The organism is Simplicispira sp. GW247-4R2A (assembly GCF_059424465.1).
In genome coordinates this window covers 205,872-220,993 of sequence record NZ_JBWKZM010000002.1, presented here as the reverse complement: position 1 = coordinate 220,993, position 15,122 = coordinate 205,872, and the positions used below count along the sequence as shown (strand labels likewise).

Genomic DNA, 15,122 nt, shown 5'->3' with positions numbered 1-15,122 from the left:
CTGTATCGAGGGTCAAGCGGCCAACGCTTCGGCCGCTTCATCCACCACGGCGGGGGCTTCTTCCGGGCCTTCATCCGATGCGGCCTCCTGCGGCCCCTCGGCCGTGAAGATGGCAGGCATCCAGCCCGTGCCACCGGCCAGCCGCTCGGCTTCGCTGGCAATATCAGCCTTCTTGAGCTTGCCCAGCCGGTTGACGTGATCCGGCGCGAACTCGCCCACGGCTTGCAGGATCGCGGCCTTCGGAACGTGCTTGAAGTAGCCTTCCGCGCTCGGCTTCCACCATGCGGCCATGTCGAGGCCCACGGCCTGCGCCAGTTCCGCGCCAGGCTGGTGCGGCGTGGCGCGCGGGGTTACCACGTCCACCGCCCCCGCCACGCACACGGCCAGCAGTTGGACCAGCTCGCCTTGCTCCATCGCCAGCAGCGCGGCGAACAGTGCGGCGCTGTCCTCGGGCAGCTTGTCGCCCCATGCCTGCTGCACCTCGCGCAGCGCCAGGGCGGCGGGTGATTCCGGCCAGTCCGGGGCCATGCCTTCCAGCCGGTCTTGCACGGTGAGGCGAACCCCCATCGGCATGTCGTGCCCGTAGTAGCGCCCCTGCAAGACGCTCTGCACCATGCCATGCACCAGCGCGGCCAGCGCCGCTTGCGGATGCCGGGCGACCTCGATTTGCAGCGCTGCGGTGCGGTGCGCGCTCAGGCGCTGCGCCAGCCGGTCGGAGACGGCGGGGGCCTGGGCCTGGGCTTCTTCCGCCGCTTCGTCTTCATCCTCGTTCGCGCCTTCACCCTCGGCAAAGCCTTGGCGCAGCTTCTCCAGCGTGCGCAGCACCTTGGCCTCGGCCTCGCGCAGCAGCCCGCGATGGATCACGGCGTCCCCGTTGCGGTCGATGGTGACGATGGCACCGGCTGCGGCTTTCACACTCGCGCTGTAGCCCTCCAAGCCGTCTTCCAGCGCCTGCAACTGCTCGCCCAGACGTTCGCCTTCTTCCTGCAAGGCTTCGGCCTTGTCTTCGTCGTCGGCGTCCATCGCCGCATCCACGGCAACGCTTGCGGCCTGCATCTTCTCTTGCAGCCGCTCGATGCGCTGCGCCTCGCGCTTGTTCGGCGTGCGCCGCTCCCTCGGGGCACGCTGGAAGGCTTGCAGGTCGGCATGGGTCATGGCGGGGGTGGCGTCCACCCAGGCCCAGCCCTCGGTGCGTATGGTGTCGGCCATGCCAGTCAGCTTCTCGCGCACCAGCGTTTCCAGCATCGCAGTGTCGGACACATACACGCCCGCATCGCCTTCCGCGAACAGGTCGCGGCGGATGCCGCCGCCTGCGGCTTCGTAGGCGTCCAGCCCGACGAAGCGTACCAGCGGATGCGAGGCTCCAATCTCGCGCTCGGTCAGGCGCTCGCGCAGCGCGGACGGGTTGCGCTGCCACTGCGGCGCATCGTAGAACGCGGCCTCCTGCGCGGCATGGTCGTCGGTGATGGCAAGGGCCATCAACTGATCGAGCGTCACGGCATCGGCCCGGTAGTCGTCCATCAGGCGCGGCGAGACATTCGCCAGCTTCAAACGGCGCTGCACCACCAGCGGCGTTACGGAGAAATCCGCCGCAATGTCCTCGATGGGCCGGCCCTCGGCCACCAGGGCGGCGAAGGCATCGAACTGGTCAGCCGGGTGCATGGCCTCTCGCTGCACGTTCTCGGTGAGGCTGGCAGTCCGTGCCGTGCCATCGGCCACCTGCAGGCAAGGCACGTTCCAATCCTTGGCGATGCGGTGCTTTTTCGCCAGCAGCTTAAGGGCCGCGAGGCGTCGGCCACCGGCCACCACCTCGTAATGCAGACCATCGGCGGCGGGGATCACGATCAGGTTTTGCAGCAGGCCCACGCGCTGGATGCTCGCGGCCAGCTCGGGGATGGACATGCGCGGGACGGTCTTGCGCACGTTGCGGCCCGTGGGGCGCAGCACCAGCCGCGACAGCGGCACCAGGATCATGTGCTTGCTCGGGTCGGCAGCTTGCAGCACGTTGGCGGCGCTGCTGGCTGCGGTGTGGACGGCTTGGGCTTCGGTGGTGGTAACGGCGTTCATGGTGAATCTCCAATCGAGTGAAACAAGGGAATGGAGGGGAACCGCCCCTCCGGCGGGGGGAACGGTTCAAGCCTTCAACTGGCGCATGCCATCGGCCAGCAGCCACAGGGCGCGGTTCAGGCGAATGTCGGAATCGATGCCCTGCACGGGGCGGGTCTGCTGCCTGCGGCCATTGGCAGCACGGCCGGACAATCCGCCCTTGGTCAGGTTCTCCTGCGTGCGGTTGAACACGCTCCACAGGTCGGGGCGGCGATCGTCGAAGCGGCGCGGCATCAGGATTTGTGATTCCGTGACGGGCGCGGGCTTGGCTGGGTCGTCATACTTGAGGGCCAGCGCTGCGCGGGCGAACACTTGCGATTCGCCATCGTCTAAGGTGATGCTGCGCATCAGGTCGCGCGACTCCTTCACGCGGTCAAAGCCGTGCAGCACCTCGAAGGCGCCTTCAATGACTTGGCCCGCCACGTCGCCCTTGTGGGGCACGCGCACATCGGCCACGGTGTCGCCGCACACAAGCCCATTGCTGCAAACAAAACGGAACTGGCCCGCCAGCATCTGGTAGCTGCTCGTGCCGTCGTGCGAGTTCAGCAGGATGATTTCGTTGGCCTCTGCGCCGTTGATCTGGCTGGCATGGCGCAGGCGCAGCATGTGTTTCGTGTGCTCGCGCTTGCCTTCATCGCGCACGCGGGTCTGCGTCACCATGAAGGGCTGAAACCCTTCCTTGCGAAGCTCGGTCAGCACCGCCACCGTGGGGATGTAGGCGTACCGCTCGGAGCGGCTTTGGTGCGGGGCGTCCGCGAAGATGGACGGGGCCACCCGGCGAATCTGGTCATCGGACAGCGGGGTGTCGCTGCGCAACGCGGGGGAGTGGGAGGCAAAGCGGTTGGCAAGCATGGCGTTCTCCTGAACAAAAAGGCTGTTGAAGAAAACCGCACACCGGATTCCTAGATTCGGAGCCCAGCCTTGTGGCTGTTCGGTGCGGTCGGCACGAGGAACCCGGTTGGCCCTGTTGCCACCGTCTTTCCTGAGTTCATCGCCCGCGACGGTCAGGAGCGCGCGAACGGGCGCCGTCAAGGAGACAAGCGCAGGGTTGGTGCGGCCCGCAGGCGCAGCCGAGGACACGGCCCTGCGCGCCTTGATGGCGCACGGGCGCGGGCTACAGTCGCGAGCAAGGTGATGGAGTCAGGGAAGACGGCTGAACAAGGCAACGGCCCCTTCCACCGCCGACCGCACGGCAAGCGAAGCGCGCAGGCCCGAAGCTGGAAGCCGGGCCGCAGGCGTCAGCCGAACGGAGCGAGGGAACGATGGAAGCCCGAGAGGGGCGAGACTCGCGCAGCGAGGCTCGATGCGCAGCACGACAGCGCGACCGGCCATGTTTCCTTGGCCGGGGACGCACGACCGTCCTACCATCCTTCTATGGAGGAAACCATCATCAATAACGACGATCCTTTGGAGCGCATGCTCCGCCGCTCCAATGCCTTACAAGAACGTCTGGATGAACTACTGGGTGATGCCGAGTTCGATGGATCGCCCCGTGGCGAATCAGCCCTCGGCATGTGCTTGGTCACCATGGAACATGCAGCGGCAATGCGAGCGTTGATGGCGTTGCGACTGCCCACGTCCGCCGTCGGCCTCATGCGCCTGCAGTTCGAGACCCTGACGCGGGCGATGTGGCTGCTCTACGCAGCCAGCGACACAGCGATTGAAAAACTGCTGGGGCCACTGACGCTGCAAAGCGAACAGGCGGCTAAGAACCTGCCTGGCGCCAGCGAAATGATCGAACAGATCGGCAAGCGGGTCGGGCAAGGCGCGCCGGCAGCCGCTCACCAGATGCTGTCGCACTTCAAGGAAGTGACCTGGCATGCCATGAACTCATTCGTGCATGGCGGCATTCATCCGCTAAGGCGCAATGCCGAGGCCTTCCCGGTTGATCTTGCGCTACAGGTGCTGCGCAGCTCGAACGGTCTGACCACCATGACCGGCATGACGATGGCAGTCCTCACCGGCGACGAAGCCGTGGCCAAGCCGGTAAGCAAGATCCAGCCGGCCTTCGCCGATTGCTTGCCGGATCTGCTGAGACCGTGAACGGGGCATCTTGCGACGCCCCTTGTCCGGCTAGTGGACGATCCGGCCAGCGTGGCGCGCATCACGCGCGTAAGCGCTCAACCGCTTCTCCGCACGAAAGTGCAGATCGCGCTCGATCGGCAAACCAAGCCGACCGCGTACCGAAGCAAGTTCGGCCAAGCTGACCCAGCCCAGTTCAGGCATCCCCAGGCCGAGGTCGCACAGGCCAAAAGCGTGGTCGTAGTCGTCCGGGTCGATCTCAGTTAGCAGCCAGGTCGCGCCGGCATCCGGCGTGAACAGCTTGACCACGGGGGCCGGATCAAAGTCCGGGTTCTGCAAAGATTCGCGGCCGTTGGCCAGCAGCACCAAGCGCTGCTCGTCAGTGATGAATGTGTAGTCCATGGTGACCTCCTGGAAGGTAGTCGGGCGGAATTGCCCAGCCCTTCCGGGTCACGGCGCAGCACAAGCAGTCAAGGGGCAAAGACGGCCGCAGGCCGCAAGCGTGCACGGCACGCGCCGCCCTTGACGGCGAGCACGCCGTGGCACGATGAAGGGAACAGCAAACCGCCCTACCCTTCCGCAGTCCGGCCCTTGCAAGCGAAATTCGCGGACCCGCGAAGGCCGAAGTCGTCAGCGGTCAACGCTGGATGACCGCAACTCGACCAAAGGCAAGGGGCACAGAGCCCGCAAGCCCAGCGACGGGACGCCCGGATGACTGCAACAAACAGTAAATGACATGGAGGCCCAAATGGAGCACAATGTAGCTACAACCAAGGCTTGAGGCATGCAATGGCAAGCAGCAGTGATGTCGTTCGCGCCCGAATTGACGGGCATATCAAAGAGGAGGCCACGAACGTGTTGGCAGGCATGGGGCTGTCCGTTTCAGACGCCATTCGGGTACTGCTCACGCGCATTGCAGCCGATAAGGCACTGCCCTTCGACATCAACCGTGCGCAGGCCCAGCCCATCCACAAGAAGCCCGGCGCTTCTGCCTGAAAACTCCAAGAACATCAAGGCCAGGGCTCGAACGCATGGATCGCATACAGCAACTCAACTACGAGAAAGACTTCCGCATCGCCTTCTTGGAATCCAAGGGGGATGGGTTTCAACGTCTCTTCGAGAAGCTGATGTCGAAGGCACACCCCAATGACTTTATGGCTTGCCGCCCCTGGGGCAACGTTGGGGATCGGAAGAACGACGGATACCTACCTTCCGCGCGAATCCTGTTCCAGAGCTACGCCCCCAACGAACTGACCGCGGCCGAGGCCATCAAGAAAATCAACGAGGACTTCGAAGGGGCCAAAGAGCACTGGGAAGACTATTTCGATGAGTGGACCTTCGTCCACAACGCACCCGATGGGCGTCTGGGTCCACACATCATCGAAGTCCTGGCCAAACTCGCGCAAGACAACCCGCAGATCAAGATCGGACACTGTGGGTACGAGGAGATGCTGGCGAAGTTCCGTCAGTTAAGCCTTCAGGATCTCGAGTCCTGGTTCGGCCCCTCGTTGACTATGGAAGCAAATGTCAACTTGGGCTTCAGCGATCTGGCCGCTGTGCTCACTCACATCAGCATCACGCCCGTACCCACGGCGAGCGAGGTGAAGGACGTTTCGCGCGGAAAGATCGAGGCAAACCTTCTGTCCCAGGCTGTCGCCGACTTCCTGAAAATCGGCATGCAGAAGTCGCCGCTCGTTGCGCAGTTCTTCAATAGCTGGCAGAACCCCACCTACGGCGAGCAGATCGCGCAGGCGTTCAAGAGCGAATACGTGGGGCTGCGGGATGGAGTTCCGCAGCTCCATCCTGACGAAATATTCGGCCGCCTAGAAGTTTGGGCTGGGGGCACGACGAACACCACTCCCGCGCACAAGGCGGCCGTGTTGGCCGTCATGGCGTACCTGTTCGACAAGTGCGAGATTTTTGAAGATGCTCAAGCGATGGGGATTGCATGATCCTGCCATCCAAGCATCTGCCGCAGGATCGTGCGCTATTGACCGTCGGCGCGCATGTTCTGACGTTCCTCGCACGGCCCAAGACTGTCTCCGCGCTTTGGGAGGAATTGAACAAGCATGACGTCGGCTTGGCGGCAACGCCCCGGCGCATTACTTACGACTGGTTCTTGCTCGCCCTCGACCTCCTCTATGCCCTTGGAGCCATCGAACTCGAAAGCGGCCTTGTGGCAAGGAGGGCAGCGTGATTCATCACATCTTCAGCACGCTGCCTAGCTTCAAGAATCTTGGAGATCTGAAGCCTGGCCTGAATGTACTGCTCGCCCAAAAAACCGAGGGGGCAACCAGCAAGCAAACGCGCAATCGCGCCGGCAAAACCAGCTTCGTTGAGCTGGTGCATTTCCTGCTCGGTGCCGAAGCTGGCCCGGAGTCGATTTTCCGCACTGCGGAACTGGCCGAACACACCTTCGGCATGGACTTCGATCTGAAGTCGGAACGCACGGTCGTCGAGCGTAGCGGTGCTTCCAAGGCCAAAATCTTCGTGACAGTCCCACCTGCCGCGAAGGTCAAGTTCTCTGCCACCGAGTGGTGTACGTTCCTCGGCGAACAAATGTTCGGTCTGAGCAGCCTTGAAGCTGCTGGTAGCAAGCCGCCTTCGTTCCGGTCACTGTTTGCGTACTTTGTGCGCCGACAGGCGAGCGGCGCTTTCATGACGCCGGAAAAGCAGGCCACGATGCAAGGAACCGGCGACATGCAGATGGCGCTGATGTTCTTGCTCGGACTGGACTGGCAGATTGCCCGGGATTGGCAGGCTGTCCGCGACCGGGAAAAGACTCTCGAAGAGCTGAAGAAGGCGGCCGGGAACGGCGCATTCGGTTCAATCATCGGCAAGGCCGCCGACTTGCGCACGGAGCTGACCATTCAAGAAGCCCGTCTCAAGAAGCTTCACGCAGAAGTTGAGACTTTTCAGGTCTTGCCAGAGTACCGGGAACTGGAAGTCGAAAGCGCCAGTTTGACTCGCCAACTCAACGAGTTGGCCAACGCCAATACCATCGACTTCTCAGCTATCCGTGATCTGGAAAGCGCACTGGCCTCGGAGGTTCCGCCAGACCATGAAGACCTCCAGGCGGTCTATCAAGAGGCAGGCATTGTGCTGCCCGGCCTGGTCAAGCGCCGCTACGAGGACGTGAAGAGCTTTCATGAATCGGTGGTGCGCAATCGCAAGGACTATCTGTCCAGCGAACTCGAAGCTGCGAAGCTGCGTATCGAGCTGCGCGATAGCAAGAAAGCTCAGATTGACCAGAGGCGTGGCGAAATCCTGGGCATTCTCAGGAGCCACGGTGCGCTCGAACAGTTCCTCAAGCTGCAAGGCGAACTGGGGCGACTTGAGGCTGAAGTGGAATCGCTGCGGCAACGCTTCGAAGCCGCAGAGCAGCTTGAAGGCACTAAGAACGAGTTGGAAATTGAGCGCAACCGCCTCACGATCCGCTTGCGGCGCGACTTCGCCGAACAGAAGGACAGACTGGCAGAGGCCATCGTCGCCTTCGAGGAAACCTCTCAACGCCTGTATGAGTCGGCCGGCAGCATGACGGTCGATGAAACGTCGAATGGACCGATCTTCAAGTTTCCGATGCAGGGCGAGCGCAGCAAGGGCATCAAGAACATGCAGATCTTCTGCTTCGACATGATGCTTATGCGCTTGTGCGCCAAGCGCCAGATGGGGCCGGGATTTCTGATCCATGACAGCCATCTGTTCGATGGCGTTGACGGACGCCAGGTCATCAGTGCATTGCGTCTTGGCTCAGAGATCGCGCAAGAGCTTGGTTTTCAATACATCGTGACGATGAACGAAGACGATGCCTTCAAGGAGACCATAGATGGCTTCGACCTCAACAAGTATGTACTCCCCACACGCTTGACCGACGCCACGGAGGACGGCGGGCTGTTTGGTATCAGATTTGGATGAGTGAGCAAGACGCATGATCGGACACAGAACCCGTTACTCGTTCGCGCAATTCCTCGAACTGCAGGAGCCCATGACTTCCATCGTGCTCCTGAGAAAGTACGGCGTGCAGCACCTTTCGTTCTCTCGAGGGCAACTGCTGTACGAACTGCTGAACATACTGCGCGATCTCGATGACCACATCATCATGCAGGTGCTCGCCGAGGTAGTGGCGACCCAAGGCGATCTGCGAACGACGGTCAATCCGAAGTATCGGTTCGAAGAGCGAATACGCGATCTGAAGCAGTGCCTACTACTGGACGGCTACATCATCCAAGACGAGAGGCTGGTCCAGACCGACCCGTCGATTTCCGATGCTGCGCCGCTGGAGGATGACCTGATCGACGCCCTACAGAACTCGGGGGCTCCTCGTGCGCAGGAGATCATCGCAAAAATCAACGATTCGGCCAGCGCATTCCGGGCGACACCACCCGACTACAACGCATCACTCGTGAATGCCCGCGTGGCGCTAGAGACGTTGGCAGGTGATGTAGCTGCCGACGTTGCATCGCGGTCGCAAGGCCACGCGACCTACAACCCCTCGAAGTGGGGCGAGGTGCTGTTGTTCCTGCGCACGAGTGGCGAGATCACGACCGAGGAGGAAAGAGGACTCGCCGGCGTATTCGGTTTCCTGAGTCCTGGCGCTCATCGCCCGGTGGGCATTCCGGAAGATCAGATGACACGGCTCGGCCGCTCCTTCGCGCTCAATATGTGCTGGTTCCTGCTCAAGAACCATCTCCTGCGAATCCGACAGCCTTGAACACACTTACTCGATCACGCAAGGAACGATGACATGCCGTTTGAGATCAGGCCGTGGGAAGCGATTGTCGAGAACTACGGTTGCACAATTCTCCTCGGCAACGGTGCCAGCATTTCCGTCAGTCCGAGCTTTTCGTATGCATCGCTGCTTCAACACGCTGCTGAGCACAACTTGCTTCCCGAGGACGCACAGCAGTTGTTCAAGTTCTTCCAGACCAACGACTTCGAACTAGTTCTTCGGATCGTCTGGCAGGCGTCGAACGTCAACCGTTCGCTACGAATACCGGATGAGCGCACCCATGCCGCCTACGTCGCTCTTAGGGACTGTCTCATCCAAACGGTCCGCAATATTCACCCGGAGCATGGTGCGGTAAGCGCCCACCTGCCAAGCATTTATCAATTCCTGAAGCGATTCAGTACCGTCATCTCGCTCAACTACGACCTGGTTGTGTACTGGGCTATGACCTACGGGTTGGACATCGACGACCAGCATGCGTTCAAGGACTGCTTTGTGGGAGGCGGTGCCTTCGACGATGACTGGCAGCGATTCAGGCAACCGATCCGAGGAGATCGTTCAACCTCGCTCGTTTTCTATCCGCATGGCAGTTTGGTGTTGTGTCGAAACTTGGTCGAACAGGAGCGCAAGATCCATAACCTTCAGGGCGGTTTGCTGGAGGCTGTCCTGCAACGCTGGCAGGACGGAGAGGTCGTTCCTTTGTTCGTGAGCGAAGGAACATGGTCACAAAAAGTTGCCTCCATCCAGAACAGCTACTACCTCTCCACCGTCTACAGAGAGGTTCTGAAATCGCACCGGGAAACGCTAGTGGTCTACGGCTGGGGCTTCGCGGACCAAGACATCCACCTCCTTCAGCGCATGAAGGACACGGGTATAAATCGTGTAGCGGTATCAGTATTCCGAGGCGATCAGGCGTACTGCAACCGGGTCTTCCAGATGATCCATGATGTATTGGGAGCGCATGTCGAAGTGGAATTCTTCGACAGCGAAAGTCCCGGTTGCTGGACCCACCCGACCCACCAAGAACCACGCCCTGCCGTATAGCGCGCGGCGCAACCCCTCTATGTCATCAATGCTGGACAGGTTCTATGAGCGGTCCGCTCATCTAAATGCCTTGCTGAACAGCAATCCAGCCGAGGCCGTGAAACAGGCCCGAGAGATCAATCTCGATCTCGATACAGATGAGCGATTCAACCTGATGGGCCTACGCGCAGCGATCCTGGTCGATGGCGGCACGTTGACTCACCAGCAGGACGCGATTGAAGAAGGGCTCGCGCTGTTTCGTGAACTCCACAGCTCATTTCCAATTGCTGACGTCACGTATAACTTGGCCAATGGGCTGGTCGCCGCGACAGGTTTCCCACCTCGCAATGCAGATTGGTTGAACCATCAGGAGCTAACTAGAGAGCGACGCGCAGAAGCACGACGATGTTTCTGGAAAGTAGCTCAGGATCCGGATGCCGATTCAGCGCTGCGAACTCAAGCTTGGACGAATCTCGCCAACCAGTTCAGCGGCAGCTATCGGCTTGGCGAAGCCCATGATGGATGGCTTGCTGCACTAGAAATTGATCCAGAGAACGGAGTTGCTGCAAGCTCAGCGGCCCGTAGTTTGCTTTGGCTCTATGAGCGAGGTGGGTGCTCAGAACTCACGCGTGTCGAGGCGATTTTGTTGGCCAAGATCGCGGACCGGCATAGGGATCGAGTCATCCAATACGCCGGCGTGCAGGCCGCGGAGCAGATCGCCGCGTTCGCAAGCAAATTGGGAGATGCGCCACCGCGATCACCGCATCAAGATCCATTCATTAGGTGGGTCGAGCGTGAACGCCTGACGCTTGCGCCCGTAGTCGAGCTCATCGATCCCAACTTGGGCAAGTTGGACTGGCTCATGCTGCCCGGAATTCTGGAGCGAGAGTCAGTTGCAGTCGGGATGCCTCCGCCCGTGTTCGCCATGTTCAACATGCTGAAGAGCGACTTCATACTCGCGCGCGACTTGTTATGGCGGGCTAGCGATGAAAACGCGTGGCCTGCAACAGGGCGATTTGGGGACACTCTCGACCATGCTACCTATGGCCCTGATGCGTCTGCCCTCATCTTGGCACATCGCACGGCGCTCGACTTGCTCGACAAGATCGCCGTAACAGCAAACCATTACTTCGAGCTTGGGCAATCGCCTGACAAGGTCTACTTCGGGAAATTGTGGCGCGGAAAACCTGACAAGACCACCGGCGCGCACCCACTTGCCGAAGAGGTGGAGAAGGCAATTCGTGGGGGCGCCAGTGCCCTCTATGGCCTTGTAGAGCTTGCCGAGGACTATGACAACAGCGCGGGAATTTTGCGTTCTCAAAAGGACCTCCGCAACGCAGGCACGCACCGATTCGTGGTACTGCATGACATTGGCGACCCAGCGAACAGCAGGCAAGCGCCTGAAATCGAGCATCACCGAAGGGAACCATTTACACAGGAAGTACTGCGTGCTTTGCGTGTTGCCAGGTCGGCCATCCAAATGCTGGCACTTTCGATTTCGCAGCATGAACAAGGTTTGGCACAGCGGACAGGCGGCCTTGTTGGATCACTGATCGTCCCCGACCACGACTGGATTCGTGGGCGCGACGACGAAACTTAGATCCATTCTTGTCCTTACCCTTATGGTGAAACGGCAGCTGCTTTCACGGTGCCGTCCAGCTTGCGGTGAATCAGCGATATCAGGGTCAGGATGTCCAGTGCATCTTGTTCGGACATGGGCCAATTCGTCTTGGGTGCATGCGCCAGCGGATTGCGCACGGCGCCGAACAGGCCGATCAGCAAGTTGGCAAAGCCTTTCTGCTCGCTCTTCTCAGACTCCGTGGTGAGCGGCCCCAAGGCCAGGACCGGCTGCTGGCCTGCGAATGATTTGTTCACCAGGTCAGCGCCGTCGCCGTTCAGACCTGACAGCAGGCGAATCCTCTCTGCAACGCCTTTTGTTGCCTCAAAGACAGCATGGAAATAGTTTTCGTCCAGCAACTCTGCGCGGCAGTAGTTCAGCACTTCCGCGTGCACGATGCGGCTTTCCAGCGCGGCCTTAAGTCGTCCCGCGCGGGCGCGTGCAGCGTCGAGCGTTGTAGCCTTGTCGGCGTGCGCGACCTTGCCATCCTCGCGCACGTAAAAACCCGAGAAGGCTAGGACGACGTTAAGTTCGTCGCGCCGCCACGCAAACGTCGCAGGGTCACGGGCGTAGTTGACTGGGTTCATCGCCCGGTTGACGAACATGATGAGATGGTTGCCGAACTCATGCTGGTTCTGCGCACCAACCAGCGCATTGAACAGCCGCTTCCACTTCGTCATGCCGGGCGAGGTGTCCGCAATCTCGATCTCCTGCAACAGGCGCTCGATCTGCGTACCGCTCAAGCCGCGCTCAGTATCGGCGAGAACACGACAGGCAGCTTCCAAGTGCTGTGAGCTGAATGGTGGAATTCGTGTCATGAGTTCTTCTCGGCAGGCCCTCAAGCCCATTCAAGTGCGATGATGATCGCCTGTCCCTCGGTGCCGACCTCCACGAACAGGGCGTGTTCGTAGCCAAGCTGCCGCTTGTAGCCTTGAAGTTTCCGAAGATCGATCTGTCGGTTAACGCGGCTCGTTGATTTCTTGAACTCCAAGACCAGATGGTTCTCCTTCGTTCCACGCCGATGCACGATCACATCTGGAAATACGGTCTTCGCCTCATCATCCTCGCTGTCCGGGTAAAGCTCCAGATGCCCAAGCCTTTTCGGCTCTATGCCATCCCGGTTGTATTCGCAATCGACAGTCCAATCAGGAAAATGACGCTGGAGATACATGGCGAAGCGAAAGGTGATGGATCGTTCATTGGCGTCGATGCCGAGCAAGTCATGGTCATTGACCAGTAGCTCGGACAGTGCGTGTACCACCGCATCGCCAGGTGGATGATGTTTGAGGTACGCAATTTGAGCTGCAGTCAGTGCCATGCGATGCCCCCCTACTGAACATCCACATCAAAGGACGCGTGCACGGATCGAAACGTCGTCAGGATTTTCCGCCTGGCTTCGTCCAGTTCGACGGCAACGCGCTCTGTGAGCTCGAACGTGGGGCAGTTCGGTTGACCGCATCCGCAGTGCTTGATCTCTCCTTCCTTGAGCCGGGTCACAAAGATGCGGCGCAGTTCATCGACCTGACGAACAACGTTTGCAAGCACCGCCTGGATACGTTGATCCTGAAGATGGTGGATCGAAGGGATACGCCTGATCTCGTCGCCCTCGCGCGTCCGCCACACGCCAGTGTTGAGTGCGCCAATGGTGTCTTCGACCGCCTGCTGAAAGGCAGGCAAAGAGCTTTCCTGCTGAAACGGCGTGCGCAAGGCCGGACGATCAAACACGGCCGCCATCAATTGCAGCGCATCGGCGTCCGAAAGGTCAGGGAAGTCGTCCACGAACTTTCGGATCTCCGCTTCAGCATCGGGAAACTCGATGCCCTGGACGAAGCGATGCAGCAGGTACTCGGCACGAAGCCGCAGGTTTTCCTCGAACTCCACTCCTGACCATATCGTCACATGCGCAACTCCCAGGGAAGCTGCGGCTTGCTCAATCCGTATTCGGCTTGCGTCTGAAACGGCGCCACGAGAGACGAACTTGAAGGCATCTGGCGCCCCGCCTATTGCCTTGACCACCTTGCCCATGTCGGCCTCGGCTTTCGCCAACGTCAATGTTCCCCGGTTCGCGCATTGGATGATGGTCTTGCGTGCCGGCTGGTCATCGAATGGCTCGATACCGGAGATGTCCCGCACTTGGTCGCCTCCCGATTGGCCGTGCCAAACGAGGCCGCGCCAGCCAACGCGCACATGGTACGCAAAGACCAAACGCTCAAACTGGAGGCCGCTGTAGTCCTCAAAATGAATCGGAGAAACCGTTACCGTCGCCATGCTCTCCCCCTCTTCCCTCGGCTATTTGTCTTCAGTACGCCTCACTACGCTCCTGAGAGTTTCCGCGATAGCCCATTAAAGACACGATATCGTCACGCGGCGGCAATCCATGCATCGCCTAACAATCACGGAGTTCGACATGGAGAATAACCCGTTAGGAAAAATCGACCTGGACACGGACCTGGCGATGCGCCCGCAACCGGCAAGACTCCCCTTACCGGGCTCGAACGCCTACGGGGATCTCCCGCAGTTCCCGATGGACGGTGCCCTTCCCTTCCGACGCACAATCCGCCGACACGAGCTACGGCAGATCGTCCCCTTGGCCGAGACGACGATCTACGAAATGGAGCGCCGCGGTGAGTTTCCACGGCGCTTCAATCTGACACCGCGCTGCGTGGTGTGGGACCTGGCCGAGGTAGAGGCCTGGATTGACGAACGCAAGCAAGCCCCTCGCGCCGGCGTCACCAAGCCGGATGTCCACCTGCGAAAAACCCGCCCTGTTCGGGCGGGTTCCAGTCAAAGATGAGGCTGGCGGCAGCCTCATCCAACGAGAGCTTCCAACCCCTTGGAAGCCGAACCCGATAGCCGCTGCCTTTCCTTGGCAACATTGACCTGGAGAGCCACGCGCGCCACCTCCAGAACGTCCAAAGCCAGCGAGTAGCTGCCCTTGGCCTGCAGCCAGGCCAACACATCCGCCAGGTGCCAGATCGACGCACTGCCCTCATGCACCGGCGCCGGGAAGCTGCCCGGGTGGGCCAGCATCAGCTTGCGCATGTTCTGCCGCGACACGCCGACGATGTCGGCCACATCGGTCAGCCCGACCAAATCCGGCGCAACCTCGATCAGCCTGGCCAACGGTACGGCGCGCCGCACGTCGGCCAGCGCGCTGCGCACAGCCGCGTCCGCACTGTGCGCCTCGCGGACGAATTCCAGCGCGAGCCGCCCCGGCTGCCCGATGCCGACCAGAGCATCGTCGCAGCCGGCTTCGCCCAGGCGCTCGACCAGCCCATCCGGGTCACTGTCATCATCGGCAAGCTGGTATTTCAGGGTGAAGGTGTATTCCATCGCGCTATTCCTCGGCACCGTCGGCCGCCTCCCGCTGCTTGCGGTGCGTGGTGCAGTTGTCCACGACGCGCCGCAAGGCGCGCGCGTGGTTCCCTGGGTTCTTCGGCGTGCTCCACACGCTGGTGATACAGAACTCGCCGCAACGACACTCCACGTCGTTATACGGACAGCAAATCCGCCCCCAGGCGTGGCTGCCGCCGACTTCCACGCGCCAACCCTGCCCTTCGGCATGCCTGAGTGCTTCCTCGACCTCTTTCTTCGGATGAGAGGAACGGGCCATCAAGAATCTCCAGT

The 15,122-nt window shown here is 60.8% G+C and carries 17 protein-coding genes; 9 read left to right on the top strand and 8 right to left on the bottom strand.

All coding sequences use genetic code 11. From position 1 onward, the window contains the following. Window positions 1–12: 12 nt before the first annotated feature. Both AC07ZH_RS02540 and AC07ZH_RS02535 read right to left on the bottom strand, forming a co-directional pair. Entirely contained in the window at window positions 13–2,067 is a 2,055-nt protein-coding gene (locus AC07ZH_RS02540) for a ParB/RepB/Spo0J family partition protein (RefSeq protein ID WP_495198410.1), read from the bottom strand. A gap of 66 nt (window positions 2,068–2,133) precedes the next feature. Beyond that, window positions 2,134–2,958 carry a DUF932 domain-containing protein gene (locus AC07ZH_RS02535; protein ID WP_495198409.1) on the bottom strand — a complete coding sequence of 275 codons (825 nt, stop codon included), beginning with the start codon at window positions 2,956–2,958 and terminating at the stop codon, window positions 2,134–2,136. A 522-nt stretch (window positions 2,959–3,480) separates the two neighbouring features. Between AC07ZH_RS02535 and AC07ZH_RS02530 the strand changes: the two genes are divergently transcribed. Beyond that, a complete protein-coding gene (locus AC07ZH_RS02530; protein WP_495198408.1) occupies window positions 3,481–4,149 on the top strand; it encodes a DUF6988 family protein in 669 nt (222 codons plus the stop codon). 30 nt (window positions 4,150–4,179) lie between these two features. Here AC07ZH_RS02530 and AC07ZH_RS02525 read toward each other — a convergent pair whose 3' ends face one another. Then, window positions 4,180–4,530, bottom strand: coding sequence for a DUF2958 domain-containing protein (locus tag AC07ZH_RS02525; protein WP_495198407.1), 351 nt, complete (start codon window positions 4,528–4,530; stop codon window positions 4,180–4,182). A gap of 387 nt (window positions 4,531–4,917) precedes the next feature. On the opposite strand from AC07ZH_RS02525, the gene AC07ZH_RS02520 reads away from it, so the two are divergent. From AC07ZH_RS02520 to AC07ZH_RS02490, 7 genes are all read left to right on the top strand, one after another. Beyond that, entirely contained in the window at window positions 4,918–5,124 is a 207-nt protein-coding gene (locus AC07ZH_RS02520; protein ID WP_160854105.1) for a type II toxin-antitoxin system RelB/DinJ family antitoxin, read from the top strand. 35 nt (window positions 5,125–5,159) lie between these two features. Next, window positions 5,160–6,080: an ABC-three component system protein gene (locus AC07ZH_RS02515; RefSeq protein WP_495198406.1), complete on the top strand. Its 921-nt coding sequence runs from the start codon at window positions 5,160–5,162 to the stop codon at window positions 6,078–6,080. After that, a complete protein-coding gene (locus AC07ZH_RS02510; RefSeq protein WP_160854109.1) occupies window positions 6,077–6,325 on the top strand; it encodes an ABC-three component system middle component 6 in 249 nt (82 codons plus the stop codon). The genes AC07ZH_RS02515 and AC07ZH_RS02510 overlap by 4 nt, the downstream gene beginning before the upstream one ends. After that, window positions 6,322–8,043, top strand: coding sequence for an ABC-three component system protein (locus AC07ZH_RS02505; RefSeq protein WP_495198405.1), 1,722 nt, complete (start codon window positions 6,322–6,324; stop codon window positions 8,041–8,043). The genes AC07ZH_RS02510 and AC07ZH_RS02505 overlap by 4 nt, the downstream gene beginning before the upstream one ends. A gap of 70 nt (window positions 8,044–8,113) precedes the next feature. Next, the gene (locus tag AC07ZH_RS02500) at window positions 8,114–8,839 is read left to right on the top strand and encodes a hypothetical protein (RefSeq protein ID WP_495198404.1); all 726 of its coding nucleotides are present in this window, start codon (window positions 8,114–8,116) and stop codon (window positions 8,837–8,839) included. 33 nt (window positions 8,840–8,872) lie between these two features. Next, a complete protein-coding gene (locus AC07ZH_RS02495; protein WP_495198403.1) occupies window positions 8,873–9,898 on the top strand; it encodes a DUF4917 family protein in 1,026 nt (341 codons plus the stop codon). A 19-nt stretch (window positions 9,899–9,917) separates the two neighbouring features. Then, entirely contained in the window at window positions 9,918–11,477 is a 1,560-nt protein-coding gene (locus AC07ZH_RS02490; protein ID WP_495198402.1) for an LA2681 family HEPN domain-containing protein, read from the top strand. A 20-nt stretch (window positions 11,478–11,497) separates the two neighbouring features. Here the strand turns inward: AC07ZH_RS02490 and AC07ZH_RS02485 are convergent, their stop codons facing one another. From AC07ZH_RS02485 to AC07ZH_RS02475, 3 genes are read right to left on the bottom strand one after another with little or no spacing between them, the layout of a single operon-like run. Further along, on the bottom strand, window positions 11,498–12,313 hold the full coding sequence (locus tag AC07ZH_RS02485) for a TIGR02391 family protein (protein WP_495198401.1): 816 nt from the start codon (window positions 12,311–12,313) through the stop codon (window positions 11,498–11,500). A 20-nt stretch (window positions 12,314–12,333) separates the two neighbouring features. Continuing rightward, window positions 12,334–12,813 (bottom strand): hypothetical protein, encoded by a 480-nt coding sequence (locus AC07ZH_RS02480; RefSeq protein ID WP_495198400.1) that lies wholly within the window; start codon window positions 12,811–12,813, stop codon window positions 12,334–12,336. Between the two features lie 11 nt (window positions 12,814–12,824). Next, the gene (locus AC07ZH_RS02475) at window positions 12,825–13,763 is read right to left on the bottom strand and encodes a hypothetical protein (RefSeq protein WP_495198399.1); all 939 of its coding nucleotides are present in this window, start codon (window positions 13,761–13,763) and stop codon (window positions 12,825–12,827) included. 187 nt (window positions 13,764–13,950) lie between these two features. Between AC07ZH_RS02475 and AC07ZH_RS02470 the strand changes: the two genes are divergently transcribed. After that, window positions 13,951–14,289: a helix-turn-helix transcriptional regulator gene (locus AC07ZH_RS02470; protein ID WP_495198483.1), complete on the top strand. Its 339-nt coding sequence runs from the start codon at window positions 13,951–13,953 to the stop codon at window positions 14,287–14,289. 14 nt (window positions 14,290–14,303) lie between these two features. Here the strand turns inward: AC07ZH_RS02470 and AC07ZH_RS02465 are convergent, their stop codons facing one another. Then, on the bottom strand, window positions 14,304–14,828 hold the full coding sequence (locus tag AC07ZH_RS02465; protein ID WP_495198398.1) for a helix-turn-helix transcriptional regulator: 525 nt from the start codon (window positions 14,826–14,828) through the stop codon (window positions 14,304–14,306). Between the two features lie 4 nt (window positions 14,829–14,832). Continuing rightward, window positions 14,833–15,108, bottom strand: a complete 276-nt coding sequence (locus AC07ZH_RS02460; protein WP_495198397.1) for a hypothetical protein — start codon at window positions 15,106–15,108, stop codon at window positions 14,833–14,835. Between the last annotated feature and the right edge of the window lie 14 nt (window positions 15,109–15,122).